General features: G+C 59.2%; 1 protein-coding gene. It reads right to left on the reverse strand.

The features are described from left to right. A partial coding sequence (locus JWG43_RS18725) for a Mu transposase domain-containing protein (RefSeq protein WP_443112636.1) occupies positions 1-424 on the reverse strand: 424 nt, incomplete at both ends.

The following is a 424-nucleotide window of genomic DNA, read 5'->3' on the forward strand; positions in this document are numbered from 1 at the left end:
GGCATAAGGGACCGAGTAATAGTGCTTCTCCAGGTCGACGTGGTAATCCTTGCCGACCAGCACCGACACCACTTTGGTGTACTGGTAGGGGTACGCTGGCAAGGGCTTGAGTGCTGGCGCATCGAGCTCGGCAAACATGGATGCGCGGCAACCGGGCAGCTTCTGGAAGGGTTTCTCATTGAGCCGGGTCAGTAACCCGGATATCCGTTGGTTAAGCTGAGCCAGGCTATGGAAGGTCTCATGGCGCAGTACCGCCAGGATCCAGCGGGTGACGATCTGTACCCCCACCTCGGCCTTGGATTTATCTTTCGGCTTGCGCGGCCTGGCGGGCATGATCGCTGTGCCGAAGTGAGCGGCCAGCATCTGGTAGGTGGGATTGAGATCCGGGTCAGTATTGCGTGCCACGCTGACCGCACTCTTCAAG

Origin of the sequence: Desulfobulbus alkaliphilus (assembly GCF_016918545.1) — a bacterium.
Classification (GTDB): domain Bacteria; phylum Desulfobacterota; class Desulfobulbia; order Desulfobulbales; family Desulfobulbaceae; genus Desulfobulbus; species Desulfobulbus alkaliphilus.